Source organism: Butyricimonas paravirosa, assembly GCF_032878955.1.
GTDB lineage: Bacteria > Bacteroidota > Bacteroidia > Bacteroidales > Marinifilaceae > Butyricimonas > Butyricimonas paravirosa.
Genome location: NZ_CP043839.1, coordinates 2,462,497 through 2,479,806, shown reverse-complemented (window position 1 = coordinate 2,479,806; position 17,310 = coordinate 2,462,497). Strand labels below are relative to the sequence as shown.

The 17,310-nt window shown below is 45.4% G+C and carries 10 protein-coding genes; 6 read left to right on the top strand and 4 right to left on the bottom strand.

Annotated elements, in window-relative coordinates; translation table 11 throughout:
- Positions 1-13 precede the first annotated feature (13 nt).
- The 4 genes from F1644_RS10295 to F1644_RS10280 form a co-directional block, all read right to left on the bottom strand.
- On the bottom strand, positions 14-577 hold the full coding sequence (locus F1644_RS10295; RefSeq protein WP_229782404.1) for a lipocalin family protein: 564 nt from the start codon (positions 575-577) through the stop codon (positions 14-16).
- A 344-nt stretch (positions 578-921) separates the two neighbouring features.
- On the bottom strand, positions 922-1,956 hold the full coding sequence (gene rlmN, locus F1644_RS10290; protein WP_118303802.1) for a 23S rRNA (adenine(2503)-C(2))-methyltransferase RlmN: 1,035 nt from the start codon (positions 1,954-1,956) through the stop codon (positions 922-924).
- Between the two features lie 139 nt (positions 1,957-2,095).
- Positions 2,096-3,220 (bottom strand): PDDEXK nuclease domain-containing protein, encoded by a 1,125-nt coding sequence (locus F1644_RS10285; RefSeq protein ID WP_118304014.1) that lies wholly within the window; start codon positions 3,218-3,220, stop codon positions 2,096-2,098.
- Between the two features lie 88 nt (positions 3,221-3,308).
- Complete coding sequence (locus F1644_RS10280) at positions 3,309-3,842, bottom strand: sigma-70 family RNA polymerase sigma factor (protein WP_087421422.1); 534 nt, start codon at positions 3,840-3,842, stop codon at positions 3,309-3,311.
- Between the two features lie 208 nt (positions 3,843-4,050).
- Between F1644_RS10280 and F1644_RS10275 the strand changes: the two genes are divergently transcribed.
- From F1644_RS10275 to F1644_RS10250, 6 genes are all read left to right on the top strand, one after another.
- Positions 4,051-5,274 carry a FecR family protein gene (locus F1644_RS10275; RefSeq protein ID WP_158571845.1) on the top strand — a complete coding sequence of 408 codons (1,224 nt, stop codon included), beginning with the start codon at positions 4,051-4,053 and terminating at the stop codon, positions 5,272-5,274.
- An 88-nt stretch (positions 5,275-5,362) separates the two neighbouring features.
- Positions 5,363-8,800, top strand: coding sequence for a SusC/RagA family TonB-linked outer membrane protein (locus tag F1644_RS10270; RefSeq protein ID WP_118303806.1), 3,438 nt, complete (start codon positions 5,363-5,365; stop codon positions 8,798-8,800).
- Between the two features lie 14 nt (positions 8,801-8,814).
- Positions 8,815-10,740 (top strand): RagB/SusD family nutrient uptake outer membrane protein, encoded by a 1,926-nt coding sequence (locus F1644_RS10265; protein WP_230328283.1) that lies wholly within the window; start codon positions 8,815-8,817, stop codon positions 10,738-10,740.
- Between the two features lie 50 nt (positions 10,741-10,790).
- A complete protein-coding gene (locus F1644_RS10260; protein WP_158571846.1) occupies positions 10,791-12,137 on the top strand; it encodes a DUF4959 domain-containing protein in 1,347 nt (448 codons plus the stop codon).
- A 3-nt stretch (positions 12,138-12,140) separates the two neighbouring features.
- Positions 12,141-13,715 carry a DUF4998 domain-containing protein gene (locus F1644_RS10255; RefSeq protein ID WP_118303810.1) on the top strand — a complete coding sequence of 525 codons (1,575 nt, stop codon included), beginning with the start codon at positions 12,141-12,143 and terminating at the stop codon, positions 13,713-13,715.
- Between the two features lie 227 nt (positions 13,716-13,942).
- Complete coding sequence (locus F1644_RS10250; protein WP_168044285.1) at positions 13,943-17,233, top strand: metallopeptidase TldD-related protein; 3,291 nt, start codon at positions 13,943-13,945, stop codon at positions 17,231-17,233.
- Positions 17,234-17,310 lie beyond the last annotated feature (77 nt).

The following is a 17,310-nucleotide window of genomic DNA, read 5'->3' as shown; positions in this document are numbered from 1 at the left end:
TATGGAAAATAACTCAGAGTTTGGTCAACTCTTCTTGAATTTGTTCCTGCCCATGCGGGACGAAGATAAGGGCGGTAGTGTCGTACCCTCTGCGTTGTGCCCGTTGCATCAAGTCATTCAATTTCTTGGGAGGGAGTTTTGGGGTACGACTCACAATCCAGAGATGATCACATTGAGAACTTCCGATGAGGGCTGCACTGTAATCATTCTCGACTTCCAGAATGTGATAGTCTGTCTTGAAAATCAAGAAAAAAGTGACCTTTAGAACTCCCGGTTGGGTCGTGTCTGGGATGTGCACGTGCCCCACGATTTCTTTCCTCTCCCCTTGGAAACTATCTTGGTAACCTCGTCCAATAACCTCGATGTTTCCGTCGGGTTTGATGGTGTACTCGGTTGTAACCCCGACCAAGCCTCGTTCGAAAGGATGGTCAAAGCGTGCGATTTCATACCATAGGCCGACGTACTTTTTTAGATCCAGAGTGTCTATGGCCCGGTTATCGACGATTTTGTCGGATTGTGCTGTTGTCGCCATGATATTGCATCCGACGAGCAATACGGCTAATAAGAAGAACTTCATACTATGAGTTGATAATTAGGTGTTTAGTTTCTTGTAATACGAGAAGTCGGGAGCCGATGTTCGTTTATAAGATTTATAAAGTCTGTAAAGTTCATAATACCTTTGGGGAGGTATTATCAAATGAAGAATAGATAAGTACTTAAGGTAATCACCAGATAATCAAAAATTAAAGATAAATCGAATTCGTATCAAAGACGTTCACGAACGTCTTTGATACGTCTTTGTAGCGAAGTTGATACGTCTTTAATCCCTAAGTGCATCGAATGTGCAACGGGTAAACACGGTGTATTACCTTGAAAAAGTTTACTGTAAGCCTATGTCAGAATAGCTAAAAATGTAGTAGGCTAACTATTCTTGTTGGCCAGTTGTCCGCAAGCCGCATCAATGTCTTTTCCTTTGCTGCGACGGATATTCACCACGATATTTTTGCTTTCGAGGTAGCGAACAAATTGATCCCTGCAGGCATCCGGGCTGTGGCGGTAGGGGGCGTTGTCCACTTCGTTGTACTCGATAATGTTGATTTTCACGGGGAATTGTCGACAGAACAAGGCGAGAGCCTTGGCATCGTCGAGACTATCATTGACACCTTTTAGTAACAGGTACTCGAACGTGGGACGTGTCCCCGTTTTATCCACGAAATACCGAATAGCCTCGGCGAGTTCGGTAAGCGGGTAAGCCTTGTTTATCGGCATAATTTTGTCCCGGGTCGTGTTGACTGCCGAGTGGAGTGAAATGGCAAGGTTGAAACGAACGTCGTCATCTGCCAGTCGCTTGATGCCTTCCACGATGCCGGAGGTGGATAGCGTGAGGCGATAGGGGGACATTCCCAATCCATCCTCTGCCGTGATGCGTTCTATGGCGGCAAGGACATTCTCGTAGTTCAGAAGTGGTTCGCCCATGCCCATCAGTACGATGTTGGATAGCGGTAGTCCCCGTTCTTCTCCCAGGCGTTTCACGGCAACTACTTGGTCGAATATTTCTTCCGGTAACAGGTTTCGGGTGAACCCCAACCCTCCCGTGGCACAAAAGCTACATTTCAGTTTGCATCCTACTTGCGAGGAGACACACACGGTCGATTTATCCTTGCTTGGGATAAGTACGGTTTCAATCAGGTTCCCATCGGGAAGGGTAAAGCCGAGTTTCGTTGTACCGTCACTACTCTCTTGTTTATGGGTGAGTGTGGCCGTTTGTAGGATAAAGTGGTTGTCCAAGAATTCCCGGAAGTCTTTTGACAAGTTGGTCATGTCCTCGAAACGGGTCACTCCCTTTTGCCAAAGCCACTGCCAGATTTGTTTTGCCCGGAATGCTTTTTCCCCGTGTTGTACGAGGACGTTTGCTAACTCTTGTAACGTGTACGCTCTTATGTTCGTTTTTTCCATGTCATCGCTTTTTTCCGCTGCAAAAATACAACAAGAAAATGATAAGGAGTTCATATAATGGAAAAATGTTGTGAATTAATGGTTTAGAAAAATATTTTGTTTTTGTAAGAAATTGATTCTCTTGAAATTTTACTTCGTATTAGTCATTATTTTCTTCTTCTAAAAGTTTCTTCAATTCGTCGGCTCTAGGTAAAATCCCCTCATAATCTTTAGGTAATTCGTTGGCCAATTTGTATGTGGCAACACCCATCGGTTTTGAAGTGTCGCGAAAGGCGAATTCAACGGTTTTCGAACGTTGCGATTTGCAGAGGATAATCCCGATAGAGGGGTTTTCGTGTGGAAGACGCACATATTCATCCAGAGCCGAGAGATAAAAATTGAGTTTCCCTGCGTATTCGGGTTTGAATTCGCCTCGTTTTAGTTCGATGGCAACGAGCGCTTGTAAATGGCGATTGAAAAATAGTAAATCGATAAAATACTCTTGTTCATCTACAATAAGTCTGTATTGGTTACCTAAAAATGAGAAATTAGAACCGAGTGCCATGATAAATTTCTTTATGTTTTGAATGATCTGGTTTTCAATAACTCGTTCATCAATCTCATCAATGTCCTTGATGTTGATAAAATCAAGGAGATATTCATCTTTGAATGATTGTATGGCTCGTTTACGATAATTTACATTTGTGATGGTTTGATTGAAATTATTGGCTACCGCTTGTTTAAAATAGGATTTTTCATTCAAATAGTATCTTAATTTTTCGACACTCCAAAATTCAGTAGCACAATGACGGATGTAGAATAAACGTTCTTCTATATCTGATGTTTTTAAAAGTATTTCATAATGGTGTGTGAACCCGATACTTGTAAAAGATTCCAAGTCAGAAATATTCAATTCGTCCGTTGTCAACGGACGAATTGTAATAGTTATATTTTCTGGGATTAATGAGGATGTGTTTTTGTCCGTTGTTGACGGACGGTTTGAAAATATACTATTCCAGTTTTCGAAAAAAGTACGCATTTTTTTTAGACTGGTGATAGAGAATCCTCGCAGTCCGGGCAATTCTTGTTGTAATTGTTGCGATATGAACTCTAATGCACCGGTTCCCCACGTGTTTGTTCGACTATTGAGTGAGATGTATTCACCTACGGCATAATATAGGGCGAGCATTTCTCGATTGACCAATCGAGCTGCCGTGTAGCGACTCTGCAAAATGGCCTGTTTAATTGCCTGAATGGCATCGGAATATTGTTTGCTATATGTAATTTGTGCCATAATGAATTATTGTATTGATTTTGGAAATATGTAACAAAGATAAGCTATTCTTTGTGTGAAATCGTTATATGGAGACGATTTAAAACTCGATCCAAATATCATTCCGGGAGAAATATTCCCTTAGTTTATGGATGGCCCTGCTTTTTAGGACTTTCACGGTATTCACGGCGATGTCGAGGGTTTCTGCGATCTCTTTCGTGTTTTTGCCCGTGAGGGAGAGTTCCACGATTCGGTTGCATTGCGGGGGGAGAGTTGCAATGGCAGTTTGAAGTAGCTGGTTGGCTTCTTGTTCGATGATGGTGTCCCACAAGGATTCCTCCTGTTCGGAGTTTAGAGAGGCTTTTTCGTGGCGGTTCTTTTCGCGGGAGAGACCCCGGAGGTAATTTAGTGCTTCGTTGCGGATCATGATAAATAGGTAATTTTCGATGGAATCCAATTGTTTGTGTTGTCCTTGATTTTCCCAGAACTTGATGATAACATCTTGGGCTAAATCTTTGGCGACTTCCGAATTTCCCGTGATTTTAAAGGCGATGGCACATAAAGACGCAAAATGATCCCGGATAAAATTACCCAGATCAAAGTGACCGCCCATAGCATCTTTATTTTTTCGCATAAAAAACGTTTCATTGATCAGACCTACCTTCTCGATACAATGTTGTATGAATACTGACGTCACAAACTTACGAAAAAACTTTATAAATTAAATGTTATGTATGGTGCTTTATATAAAAGAGGCGGAAATTCACTTTTTTGAATTTTTTTTATTCCCGTGTAATACCAAACATGGGTTAGTGGTGTCTTTAGTAAAAATAATAGAAATAATGGGAGAATTAAATAGTCATCAAATTGCCCGGATTATCTTAAAGATGAGATATGAAACCGCCACGGAAGAGGAAAAGCGGGTTCTTGAGGCTTGGATGAAAGCCGGGGATGGGCGGCAGGCAATTTATGACAGAATTGTTTCTGACGAAAGCTTGAGAGAGTATCGGGATTTGAAAGCAGAATTTGAAGGGGTGACGGATTACGGAAAATTGCAGTCTGATATATTAGGAACCTTGGCGAAACGGAACAGGCAGAGAAAACTTCAACGAATCTCCTTGTGGGGAGGAAGCGTGGCAGCCGTTTTATTGGTGGCGTGTCTGTTCGTGTATAAGTATGTTGGAGAGTCGCATCCGGAAAGGATGGGAGAGATGCAGGTGGCTAAAATCGAATCAGAGCCGATCGTGCAGGATAAGGTGATATTAGTGTTAGGCGATGGGAAAAGAGTTGGAATGCAGGGACTGCACAGGGATAGTTTGAGGTTGAAGTCTGCGGTGGTTGTCGGGGCAGAGGCGAAATTGGTTTACGATACGAATACGGGGCAAGGAGCGGGGGACGTTTCCCCGGAGCCGGAAATCAATAAAGTGATTACTTCCACGGGAGGGTTTTATTCGTTGATATTGAGTGACGGGACTCGGATTTGGTTGAATTCCGAGAGCGAGTTGGAATACCCGGTATTTTTCGGGAAAGGGGAACGACGGGTGAAGCTGGTCGGGGAGGCTTTTTTCGAAGTAACGCCGGATGCGGCACGTCCTTTTATTGTCGAGGCGAACGAGATCCGGACGAGGGTACTGGGAACGTCATTCAATATAAAGGCGTACAAGGATGAATCGGATATTTATGCCACGCTTTTTACCGGGAAGGTCGCCGTGGAACCTTTAGCAGATACGACCCGAAAAGTCATCTTGCAACCTGGGAAACAGGCCGGCTGGGATGTGCAAGCTCGTAAGTTAAGTGTACGGGAGGTTAATCTGGATCGTGTTATGGCTTGGAAAGAGGGGATGTTCATGTTTAACAAAGAGAATATCGAGGTCGTTACTCGCCAGATCGAGCGCTGGTATGGCGTGAAATTTATATACCAGGTCAAAGACCGGAATCAATACACGTTTAACGGGTATTTCAGTAAGGACGAGACGTTGGAATCCATATTAGATGCCTTCACTTATACCGGAGGGCCGAAGTTTAGAAAAGAGGGAGATACCGTTTACGTGGCGGACCCACTATAAAAACAAAATGGAGCAACTTTGGCAGGCGGCTCCACTTTGACGACCTTGTGCGAGACAAGGCCCATGTTAAATTTAATAACACAAATTTATGACAAAAAGAACGAAACCGAAAGTCTTTTTGGGACTTTTATGCGTTTGCAAAAGAATGTTTAGTATTTTTTTACTTTTCTTGGCAACGCTGTTACTATCTTCTGCCTCTGTTTTTAGCCAGCAGAAGAATCAGAAAATTATCTCCATTGATTTCAAGGAGTACAGTCTGACACGTGCTTTACATGAGATCAACCGCTTGAGTGGGGACTTAGTCAATTTCCGGGAGGAAGTTGTCATAAAAGAGTCGAAAAAGATTACCTTGAAACTGGATGACATCACGGTTTTCGAGGCGGTGAAGGCCTGTTTGGAAGGCACAGGGCTAACTTGTTCCCAGCAAGGGAATGGTAAGATTCTCGTGGGGCCGAAACAGGAAACGACAATGTTGACTGTTAGCGGTCGGGTTGTTGATGAGAAAGGGAATCCTATTCCCGGTGCTACGGTACTCATACAGGGAACCACTCAAGGGGTTGCCACGGATGCAGAGGGGCGTTACACGATTACCGCTAGGCCGGAGGATGCGTTGAGATTCTCGTTTATCGGTTATAAGCCGGAAGTTGTCCCGATCAAGGGGAAAACGAGGTTGAACGTTCACTTGAATCCCACGGCCGAGAATATCGAGGAAGTGACAGTAGTGGCGTTCGGTGAACAGAAAAAAGAGAGTGTCGTGTCGGCTATCACGACCGTGGACGCTAGAAGTTTAAAGTCTTCCAGTAGTGATTTGACCAGCCAGTTTACCGGGAAAATTGCCGGTATGATCGGTTGGCAGACGGGAGGTATTCCCGGTGCGTTGACGGAAGAAGAGATGAACACGAAATTTTATATCCGGGGTATAACCTCTTTCCAGACCTCGGCCAACGTTGACCCGCTGATCTTGATTGACGGGGTGGAATCATCCAAGTTGGACCTTTCCCGTATGGTTCCGGAGGACATCGAGAGTTTCAGCGTGATGAAAGATGCGTCGGCTACGGCAATGTATGGGGCTCGCGGGGCTAACGGTGTAATTCTGATTACGACCAAGAAAGGACAGGAGGGAAGTGTTTATACCTCGGTTCGTTACGAGATGGTAGTGAGCGCTCCGACCAAGAAAATTGATGTCGTTAATCCCGTGGATTACATGAAGATGTATAACCGGGCCTTGTTGTCTCGTAATCCGTCGGCAACCCCGCAGTATAGTGTGGAACGTATCCAGCGTACGGAATCCGGACTTTATCCTGATTGGGTATATCCTGCCAATGACTGGTATGATATCATGTTTCAGGATTATTCGATCAACCATCGTGCGGGGTTAAATATGCGGGGTGGTTCCCGGTTGGTGCAGTATTATGCATCTGTTAACTATGTTCGGGACGAGGGGATGTTGAAGACCGACCGTTTGAACCAGTTCAAGTGTAATATCGAGAACAACACGTTTTCTTTCCGGGCGAACCTGAATATCGACTTGAGTGCGGGGATTCGCTTGAATATTAATACATCAGCCAATCTGGATAAATATCACGGGCCTTATGCCGACGTGACGGAGGCTTACTACATGGCGTTCAATGCCTCTCCGGTGGATTTTGCTCCTCTTTATCCGGGAGACGAGACGTATGGCTGGCCGCACCTTCGCTTTGGTGCCGTGGATTTGAACACGATTAATCCTTACAAGGATCTTCACCAAGGGTACAAGGACCGCCGCCGTTATTCGGCTGTAGCACGTGCAGAGTATATTCATAATCTTTCTGCCCTGTTGAAAGGATTGGAGTTGCGGGCATCCGTGTCCATGAACCAGACGGGATATTATACCAATGCTTACAAGACGGAACCTTATTTGTATTCGTTAGCCGATTATAGTTTTGAAACCGGAAAGCATCGATTACTGGCATTGAATGAACGTAACGCGTCGCGGACGTTGTCGAAAGCGTATGGTAATAGTTCTCAGTCTACGCAAATGAGTTACGAAGTACGGGGGTTGCACGTGGCAGCCTGGGGTGAACACCAAACCAGTTTAACTGCCGTGTTTAACGTGCAGGAGTCGACGTACTCTAATACGGAAACTGTACTGGACGGTATTCCTCACCGGAATATGGGTATGTCCATGCGTGGAACCTACGGGTTTAAGGATAAATATTTTGCCGAGGCGAGTTTCGGTTACAACGGCTCGGAGCGTTTTGCCAAGCACAATCAATGGGGATTTTTCCCGGCGGTTGGTGGTGCATGGATTGCATCCAAGGAACGTTTTATGGCAGACAACGTGGGACGTTGGTTCTCGTTCTTGAAATTCCGTCTCTCTTGGGGTAAGGTCGGAAACGACGGGGTGATTGATTCCCCGCGGTTTGCCCATTTACCCTTGTTAGATAAAGTGAGTATCATGGACCCGGCACCGGGTGGTACCGTTTTACAGCGTCCCGTGGTGAAGTCTTATCCTAACGACAAGATTACTTGGGAAATTGCAGAACAGACGAATTTGGGTATCGAAACGAAATTCTTTGGTGGAATCGTGGAATTGAATGCCGATATTTACCAGGAGGTTCGCCATAATATTATAGATTATCGTTACACGATGCCGGCATCTACCGGGTTGGAGTATTTACAGATCGGAAACGTGGGAGAGGTTCGTTCCCGAGGTATTGATCTTTCGGGTAAAGTGCAACACGCTTTTACTCCGGATTTTTGGACCATTCTAAGTGGTACGTTTACCTATAATAAGGCGGAGTATAGAGATATTGAAGAGGCTGCCAATAAGCCGAAATGGCAAAAGAAGGTCGGACATGAGATTTCACAGCAAATCGGTTACATTGCCGAGGGCGTTTTCCGTGATCAGGCAGAGATTGATAATTCCCCCCGACAAGGTGGGGACGTGATGCCGGGTGATATTCGCTATCGCGACCTGAACGGGGACGGCGTGATCGACGTGAATGATGCCACGTATATCGGTTTCCCGACAACCCCTCGATTGATTTACGGTTTCAGTGCCTTTTTCAATTTGAAGGATTTCGAGTTAAGTTTTGCTTTTCAGGGAGCGGGCAAACGGGCGTTCTTTATGGACCCGATGAAAATCAGTCCGTTTGTGAAAAACCGGGCGATGTTGAAGGCGATTTACGATGATCATTGGAACGAAAATAACATGAAAGAACGTCCTTTCTGGCCGCGTCTTTCCACGCAATCCATTGATGCGCATAATCCTCAGGAAAACTGGAAGAATAATACAGAGATACGGAAGTCTACTTATTTCATGCGGGAGAGTAGTTTCTTACGTTGCACTTCGATCGAAGTGGCGTACAATGTACCGCAGGATTTCCTGAGCAAGATCAAGATGCAGAATGTGAAGTTTTATGCCCGGGTAAACAATCCTTTCCTGATTTCCAGTTTTAAGATCTGGGACGTGGAGTTGGGGGACAGCGGTTTCAACTACCCGATTCAGCGTACTTGGTCAGTCGGTTTGAACATAAGTTTTTAATTTAATATATATCGATGATGAGAAAACATTTATTATATATACTTTGCGGAATGCTTTTGCTGACCGGATGCGATTATCTGAACCGGGTACCGGAGAAGGATATTGAAACGGTGGAATCGCTTTTCGAGCAACGAACGAAAGCCGAATCCTGGTGGAAGGGGCTGTATGGAGAGGTAAATACGGTGCTTACGAGTTTGACGAATAATACCTCCTTTTTGGGGGCCGATGAATTCGTGACTTGTCAGGCATTGTACAATTCAACTACGTTCCGTCTTGACGGGCTGAAGGTGGCGGATGGATTGCAGATGTCACAAAGTCCTTACGGGTCGTTGTGGTACAAGATGTACACGGTTATTCGGAACGCGAATACTTTTTTGGAGAATATCGATAATACTTACAATATTACCGACGAAGACCGGGAATGGTGGAAAGCTGACGTGAAGGCCTTGAAAGCGTTTATTTATTTCGAGTTAGTGCGTCGTTACGGGCCGATTTGTCTCGTACCTCAGAATATGCCGATGGAGCTGGATGTGAGTGCTTATCAATTGCCGCGTCAGCACGTGGATACTTGTTTCAAAGAGATTGTCAGGTTGTTAGATGAGGCGGCGCCGTATATACCGATGCATAATCAGCGGGACCCGGCTTACGGGCACACGATTTGTCTGGAGGCGTTGTATGCTTTAAAAGCTAAGGCATTGCTTTATGCCGCATCCCCTCTTTTTAACGGGAACGCTTTCTATTCCGATTTCAAGAATAAGAACGGGGAGTTACTTTTTAATTCTTCTTACGACCGGAATAAATGGTTGCTGGCTGCAGAGGCTGCGGATAAGGCTGCCGAGATTTGTGCCGTGGGAGACCGGGATTTATACACGGAGGAAACCACGAAAAAGACTAAATTGTTGAACCAGATGAATGACATCGAAAGTAGTATGTTCTCTCGTTTCGATAATAAAGAGTATTTGTTGGAAATGAAATGGGGAACCTTGCAATTTTATCGGTTTACATTGCCCCGGTTATTGGATGACGAGGTGAATTTTAACGAGAGTTTACTTGGTTGTCTTTCTCCCTCGATGAAAATGGTGGAAATGTATTACACCAGTCACGGGTTACCGATTGATGCCGATAATTCATGGAGCTACGCGAATCGTTATAAATTGGGTTCTGAGAGTAGCGTGACTTACGAGGATGTGATCCCGATGAACACGTCAGTGGTGAATCTTCACCTGCGTCGGGAACCTCGTTTTTATGCGAGTATTGCGGGCGACCGGATGTACTGGCAGCGTGGGACAAACACGGCAACAAGAAATTATAACTTATTGGTGGAGGCTCATAAAGATGAGTCTTGGGGTACACAAGAAGACTTTATCGTGAGCAATAACTGGCAAAATATTAACGGTTATTGGTTGAAAAAGCAGACTTTCGGAAATTTTGCGACCTCGAATTACGTGGCGAATCTGAAAGGACAGGAAACATTCCCTGTTTTACGTTTGGCCGAAGTGTATATGATGCAGGCGGAGGCTTGGAACGAGTATCTGGAGCAGCCGGATAACCGGGTGTATGATCCTCTTGATAAAGTGCGGGAACGGGCTGGTATTCTACCGGTACGGGAGGCCTGGAAAACTTTTTCCAATTTCTCTTCCAAAGTAGATACGAAAGTTGGTATGCGTGAAATTATTCGCCAAGAATACAGTATCGAATTCGCTTTCGAGGGACATCGCTATTGGGATATTCGTCGTTGGACAATTGCTCACCAAGTGATGAACGAGAAACAGTATGGTTGGAATATTCTGGGAACAACATTCCAAACATTCTATAATAACGAGAACGGCCCGATCGTGGTGTGGAGCAAAAATAAGTTCGTGGCACCGCGGGATTATCTGGAACCGTTCAATGCTGAAGAGATCTTGATTTCCGGAATGGTTCAAAACCCCGGATGGTAAATGAAGTTTTGATTTACGATTGTAAATTTTAACCCGTAAAAGATAGAATGATGAAAAATACAATTTTGTTATTATTGTTAATATTCAGCTTTTCGGCTTGTAGTGACGACGATTCAGTTTTCGGCGTGTCGACGGAAGGTTTGGAACTTAAATTTACCCCGGTGGAGGGAGGTGCCATGATGCACTATTCTTTGCCGAATAACAGTGACATTTTTGCCATGAATGTGCGTTATAAGAATTGGCAAGGGTTGGAAATATTGAAAACTTGTGGATATAGCGGTGATTCGCTTTTGCTGGATGGTTTTACGAAAGCGCAGGACGTGAGTGTCCGGATTTCATTCGTCAATCATCGGGATGAGGAATCGGCCTTGTACGAGTATAGTTTTAAAACGCTGGACAGCGCACCGTGGACTTTTTTCGATAATGTAGAGATACATTCTTCTTGGAATGGTTTTCAGGTGATTTACAAGAGTCCCGCGGTTGTAACCGGGATGGCACATATTTTTTACTTGGGAATAGACCCGAAGACGCAGAAACAGGACACGATCCTGATGAGAAGTTTTCCTATTCTTCAAGGAGGTGATACGTTGAATTTTGCCGTGCAGCAAGAGAATGCGAAAAACACGGTAGTGATCCGTACCGAAGATTTCCAGGGTTACCGGGTGAGACAGGAAATTTACCCGGATATTGATGCTTTCCCGACGGAACAATGGACAATGAAAGCAGAAAATTTTAATGATTTCGGGCTTTCCGTGGAGAATGGTATCGCTAAAACTGGCGTGCAGTATTTGTTTGACGGGGAGTTGAAAGGAGAGGTCCGTCTGGTTGCCTCGGCTATCGAGGAAAATAAACCGGAACGTAAAAGTACCACGACGTATGCTACCTATCTGGCAGGTCCCCAGGCTTATGACAAGCCGATAGTTCTGGATTTGAGAGAACAAAAGGTGCCGGCATGGCTGCGTTTGTATTGTTTGTACCCGTTGAGTAATGCATCCAACCCGCTTACGGGGCAGGAGTTAGGATATATTTGGTCCGGTTGTTACGAGGATAAGACTCCGTGTAAATTGACCGTGTACGGTAGCAAGACTTCTTCAGACCCGGATTCCGGGGATTGGGTACCTCTAGGGAAATTGGATCAAAAGCGTGATGCCACTACTGCGAGTGACAGGTGGTCATTCCTCACGTCATCGACCACTGTGGCTGCGAAGACCGTGGAAGAGCTAGCCCAAAAAGATCCGATTTACGTGGATGTTGTTTTCCCCACGATTGACGAGACCTATCGCTATTTGAAGATTATTGTGCATGATACCTTTAAGCGGATGAATTCGGAAGTAAACAGTAATCAGCAAAAGTATTTTACCTTGCACGAGCTGGAAGTTTATGTAAAAAAGAATTAAGCGATGAGAATGAGAAGAAATATATTATACTGGTTTGCGGCAGTACTATTATTGACTGCTTGTAACGAGAGTCTGGAGGACACGTATAGCGATTTCGCGGGAGACGGGAAAATCCGTTACGTGGCTAAATGTACGGAAGTTCACGCCACTCCCGGTTGGGAGAGGTTGATGGTGGACTGGATTAATGGAACAGATGCCACGATCGATAAGATAAAAGTAATCTGGTCATGTGAGGAACGCAGGGATTCGGTTATGTTGCCGGGAGCGTCAACTTCTTACGAGTTAACGAATTTAGAGGATGGGACGTATCGGTTTGATGTCTGTGCCGTGGATGCCGCGGGAAATCAGTCTTTGGTTGAAACAACCTACGGGCGTCCCTATACGAGAGAACATGAGATTATGTTGGCATTCACCAGAGGGGTTACGAGATCTTATTTTCTGAAGAATAAGATGATTTTCTTTTCCGACCAGTGGAACGAAAATATTATTGAGTTACAATTGAAATACAAGAATTCTGCCGGAGATACACGATATTACACGTTCGATAAAGAGACCAGTTATAATACGCTTGTCACGATCTCGGATGTGAGTATGAACCCGGCAGACACGGTTTATGTACTTCGGAGAGGAAAGTTGGAGGATTGCCCGGATATTATCGAGTTCGACCCGTACGTGATAAGCCGGAAGAAAAATTATAGTGCTGGGTTCGTGAATGCGATCCACAGACGTTATGGTTATCACACGGATACAAAAGAGGATGAAGTGCGGTTTGAAGAGTTCGTGGAGAATGCGCAGGAGTTGGAGTTTGATTACGATATGGAAACTTTCGAGGATATCTTGTATTGCCCGAATTTGAAAAAGCTCGTATTTCGTAAGAATCGTTATTTGGATGAGAGAAACGTGACGGAGTATGCCAAGAGTAATATATTGGGAGATAAGGAAAAAAGTCGTCAAGTATTGGATAAGGCAAATGAGTCGGATATATTGGGATTAAAGATTGATTATTATGGGCGTGCGAGATATTTTGTGCCTTATTTTGATTCGGAATTACCATACATGACTTATATGGGATATTCCCAGTTACCAACTATGGAAATTATCCCGAAAGAGGCTTTTAAAGAGGATGAGGATGGGAAACGGATTCAATGTGTACCGTCTGATCCTTATGCGGATGCAGATTTGGAGCTTCTGATGGATAATAATTCGGAAAGTGCTTGGATCACGACTCCTTTGGCCAGTATACGTTATTATGAGTTACAGATGGAATTGTTGACGGCCACGGAAATCCGGGGAATAAAGATTGCCCAGCCTTATTACGGCCAATGGGGCGGTAATACCGGGTTGGTGAATTTCATGCCTACCACGATTTCCGTGCAGACATCTGCGGACGGGATTATTTGGAAGGATGTGACTTATTTTGAAAATAACACGTTAGGACGTAGTTCGGGAGAGGTGACATTGTTGCCGATGGTTGAGGGGACCCGACTGGTTCGTTATATCAAGATTTCCCTACGTGATCAGATGGATACGAGTGGTTTCTGTAAAGTTAACTTGGGGGATATAGTTCTCTATAAGTAAAATATTATTTAACGGCTGGCCAGAAAGTCATTTTATTTCAAAAAACTCCTCCGTCACTTCGTGCCACCTCCTCTATAAACAGAGGAGGATCTGGTGACTATTCCCGAAGACAGAGAGTATTTTAACTCTCCCTCTGTTTATAGAGGGAGTACCCCGAAGGGGGGAGGGAGTTTGAAAAATGACTTTTGGGACAGCCCCATAAATAGAATTAAGAAGTAATGTTTAGAATGAATCATTTTATAAGACTTTTTCTAAGCGGGGTATTGCTATTGACTTTCTCCGGGCTGTTTGGTCAGGAACAAGAGGATCGCCTCTTGCAACTGATGAAACAGGAATTGAAGTACAACATGGAGGAGTTAAAAAAGCAGGAATCTGCTCCCTATTATATGAATTTACGGGTCATGGACGATTACACGGTGACCGTGACAAGTTCATTTGGCGCCGTGGCGGTATCGAATGAAAATCATTCCCGAATGTTGGTTCCGCAAATACGTTTGGGTAGTCCGGAACTGGATAATTTTAAATATAACCAGCAAGGTGGGGTAGCCGGAGAAAAGGCCAGGGGAGCCCAAGGCGTGTTCCTGCCATTGGATGATGCGGCTCCGGAGGCAATCCGGGAGGCCATCTGGCGAGAAACGTTAAAACGTTACGAGTTTGCCCGTAATATGTATGACCAAGTGAAAACGAAGACTTCCATGAGCGTGGAGGATGAGGATAAAGCTCCTTGTTTTTCAGAGGCTCCCGTGGAGTATTATTACGAGGCTCCTGTACCTGCGGGGAAACAGAATGTGGATATCCGGGTTTGGGAAAAGCGTATGAATGAGGTGTCTGCCGTGTTCAAAGCGTGTCCGGTTTTGCGTGAAGGAGCGGCTAATTTCAGTTTTCAGGTATTGCGTACCTATTTTGTGAATAGCGAGGGAACCGTGGTGGTACAGAACCGAGTGGCAGCACGGGTGACATTGTCGGCATCGCTGAATGCGGCTGACGGGATGAAATTGCCATTAAATGCCAGTTATTTTGCGTACACGCCGGATGAATTGCCGGGTAATGCGCAAATGATTGCTGATGCGGAAGATATAGTTAAACGATTATTGGCATTGCGTGATGCTCCGGTTGCTGACCCATACACGGGACCTTCTATTTTGTCGGGATCTGCCAGTGGGGTATTCTTTCACGAGATATTCGGTCATCGGTTGGAAGGCCATCGTTTGAAAACAGGCGGTCAGACGTTTAAAAAGATGGTGGGAGAACAAGTGTTGCCCGTTGAATTTCAGGTATATTGTGACCCATTGCTGGAACATTATGCCGGGACGGATATGTATGGTTATTATCGGTATGATGATGAGGGAGTGAAAGCTCGCCGGGTAGATAACGTGGTGAACGGTGTGTTGAAAGAGTTTTTGATGAGCCGGATTCCTTTGGATGGATTTCCGGTGAGTAACGGTCACGGACGAACGTCCGGAGGGGGAGATCCCGTATCCCGACAGTCGAATCTGGTGATCGAGACAACCCGGCCATACTCTGAAAAGGAGTTGCGGACCATGTTGATTGCGGAGGCCAAGAAACAAGGGAAAGAGTATGGTTACTATTTCCAGACCGTGACAAGCGGTTTCACGTACACGGGTGAAGGTGGAAGTTTGAACTCGTTCAACGTGACCCCGTTGGAAGTATTCCGGGTGTTCGTGGATGGTCGTCCCGATGAGTTGGTGCGAGGGGTAGATATGATCGGAACACCCTTGTCCATGTTTTCCAATATCATGGCTGCCGGAGATAAACCCAGCGTTTTCACGGGAGTTTGCGGTGCGGAGTCGGGATGGGTACCCGTGACGGCATCTTCACCGACGATATTCGTGAGTCAGATCGAGACTCAGCGTCGGGCACAGGCTCGTGATATTGCCCCAATCCTGCCTTCTCCGCAACCTGAGAATATTGCTGTTGGAGATACGGATAAAATTATTTTTGCTGCCATGCGTTCGGAACTGGATCGTAATCGTGCGGCATTGATTTTGCCGGGAGGTCCGAAACCCTATTATATTTCATACACGATAGCCCGTTATCGTCATTTTCAGATAATCGGGTCGCTGGGAGGATTGCTACATTCCAGTGTCTCCCCGTGGAGGATGAATGGCGGGACGCAGGTAATGCTTGGTGATTACCAGAATAACAGTAACGTGCAATATCTGGAACAGATTGCCCCGGTGCAATTACCCTCGGAGGTGGACTATGATGTTATTCGTCGCGGGTTATGGGAATCGTCAGACATGATGTACAAGTATTCGCTGGGAATGATGGCCCAAAAGACGAATTATTTGCAACAGAATCCGTTGCCTGCCGATGAGGCCGGGCTAGCTGATATGCAACCGCTACCGGCCGTGACTCATCTGGAGGAACGGGAAATGCCGTTCGTGATTGATTCGGTTGCTTTTGACCAGTTGGTCATGGAGCTTTCGGCCGTGTTTAAGGATTATAAGGATATTTACAATTCAAGCGTGATGCTTAACGGGCTGGAGATGGATATTTACAGGTTGACAACCGAAGGCGTGCAGTTGAAGAAACCCGGTGGGGCAATCTCTCTGGCTGTTAGTGGTAGCGTGCGTTGTGATGATGGTTCGAGTTTGAGTGATTCGTTCTCGCTTTCCTTGCAGAACCCGGCAGAACTTCCTTCCATAGAGCAATTGAAGGAAAGAGCGAAAGCTTTTGCTGAAGGGTTGTTGCGTTTGAAGAGTACGCCAGTGGTGACCGAGTATTATAACGGGCCGGTGATGTTCGAGGGGGGAGCAGTGGCCACGATTCTAGCAAATAATTTATTGAATCGGGGCGGTTTGATTGCTACCCGTTCACTCGGGCCGACACGGGGCGGATTGGCTGATCAGTTCGGTCAGCGGATTATTGATAGTCATTTAACCGTTAAGAATTACACGGCGAAAAAAGAATATAATGGGACGCCATTATATGGTTATTACGAGGTTGACGGGGAGGGGGTTACCCCGGAGGCCGAGATGACGCTGGTGGATAAAGGGGTATTCGGGAAGATGTTGAACGGGCGAATCCCGACAAAAAATGCCTTGGAAACTACCGGTAGTTCCCGGTTTATGATGATTCCCCAAAGCCCGACGGTGGCGACTGGAACCGGAACCATTCACGTACAGGTGGATAAAGGTATCTCTCACGAAAAGATGAAAAAGGCTTTAATCAAGGCGGCAAAAGAGGCCGGACAATCCTGTGCCTATATCGTGAGAGGCATTTCCGGTGCGACGCTGGAAGTGTACCGGGTAGATTTGAAAGACGGGAGGGAGACCCGTGTGAGGGCTACGAGTTTCCGGTTACCGGATTTGACTAAGTTATTGAAGTTAGTGGCTATATCTTCGAAAGAGGAAGTCTTGAATTACTTGCCGAACAATTATCCGGCCTCGATGATTTATCCTGCCGGAGTAATCGTGGACGGTTTGGTGATTGAGAAGGCTACCGTGAAAGCGGAAAAAGAGCCGGTGTTGACGCTCCCGCAACAACGGAAATAGGGATAATACATCAATTCATCATATGAGTTTAAGTTTCCCGTCGAGATATTAAAATCGAGACGGGAGACTTTTTAACC